The sequence below is a fragment of the Allomesorhizobium camelthorni genome (assembly GCF_011045125.1).
GTDB classification, from domain to species: Bacteria; Pseudomonadota; Alphaproteobacteria; order Rhizobiales; family Rhizobiaceae; genus Allomesorhizobium; species Allomesorhizobium camelthorni.
In genome coordinates this window covers 1-1323 of record NZ_JAAKZF010000254.1, presented here as the reverse complement: position 1 = coordinate 1323, position 1323 = coordinate 1, and the positions used below count along the sequence as shown (strand labels likewise).

Here is a 1323-nt window from a genome sequence, read left to right as displayed (position 1 = left end):
CTTTAGCGGATCCGCGGATGCACCTCGGCGTAAGTGACCTTGCCAGTCGCGCAGCAACGTCGATTCGTACAATCAGCCTCATGCTCCCGGTAGAAACGGCTCTGACCTTCAAGGCCTAGCGGCAAAGAGCAAGAATAATCCTCGCGATCGATCAACTCTCGGCGGGGCGTGCAATCCCGCAGGTCGCCGTAGATGTAGGTTTCGGTAGCACCGCAGCCCTCTTGTTTTGCCTTCCGACAAGTAACGAAAATGACACCGACCGCCCTTCTTCATCATCCCACGATCCTGGTTAGCCCGCCGATATGAGAAAGCCGTAGCGCGCTTTGGTAGCTGAGAGAGCGACTAAACGCGGCTTAAGCCTCTCCGCGGAATAACAACGTCGGTTTCGAGGTGCGATGCGGCTCGTGGCATTCCACGCTACTGCATCACGCCGCGCGGCGAGCGGCAATATAAAGATCGTCTATCGACTCTATGACGAGAGATCATTTCCCTCGCCGAGGTCGCAAGCCTACTAGGCGGGTGGGTGTTTCTGATCGTGACCCGGCGGGGCGGACCACGTCCGTCGTTGATCTGGACGAGATATGTCAAACGTTTTCCACACGGATAACCACATATAAAAAGGAGCTTAATAATGGAAAAAACAAGAAAAATCGGCGCGTTTATCACCGTGGTGATGTTTGCGGGCTTGGTCGCGAGGGCTGGTTACGCACAGGATGCGGAGCACGGGAAGAGCGTCTTCAAAGCCTGTGCAGTCTGCCATGCCACCGATAGCGCCAATCGGGTCGGTCCGGGGCTGGAAGGAATTATCGGTCGGAAGGCGGGTGCAGCTGCCGATTTCCGCTACAGTAACGCGATGAAGAATTCCGCTATTGTCTGGGATGCCGCGTCGCTTAATGCGTTTCTGGAGTCGCCCCGCAAGGCCGTCCCCGGAACCAAGATGGCCTACGGCGGGTTGAAGGACCCGACGGATAGGGCGGACCTTATCGGCTACCTTGCAACCTTGAAATAGCGACGCGTTGCGCGGACGATCGTCGGCCGCTAAGGCTAAATCAGCGTGGATGGCCGGCCGCGCCTTGCGATCGATTTGATCTGACCTTTGATTTTTCAGCGCAGACTGGATCGCGATTCCGGTTTTAGGGGCAGCAAGACAATGATCTGACAACTGACCAATGCCGAACGTCGGTACGCGCTAGTGATTCTGCTCGGGATCGCGCTGTGCGGACTGATACTGGGCGTCGCAGGCAGGATGAAGCGCTCGGCGTTCATGGCGCACTCATCGTGGTGGTAGCACTCGCGGGAATCTTCAAAGTCATTTCGATCTAC

Annotated in this window: 1 protein-coding gene; it reads left to right on the top strand. The window is 56.8% G+C overall.

Features of this window, described 5'->3' with window-relative positions; all coding sequences use genetic code 11:
• Positions 1–631: 631 nt before the first annotated feature.
• Positions 632–1009: a c-type cytochrome gene (locus G6N73_RS35690; protein WP_165034544.1), complete on the top strand. Its 378-nt coding sequence runs from the start codon at positions 632–634 to the stop codon at positions 1007–1009.
• The last annotated feature ends 314 nt before the right edge of the window (positions 1010–1323 follow it).

Coding starts and splice junctions, on each gene's coding strand:
- G6N73_RS35690 (WP_165034544.1), top strand. CDS start 632: ATGGAAAAAACAAGAAAAATCGGCGCGTTTATCACCGTGGTGATGTTT.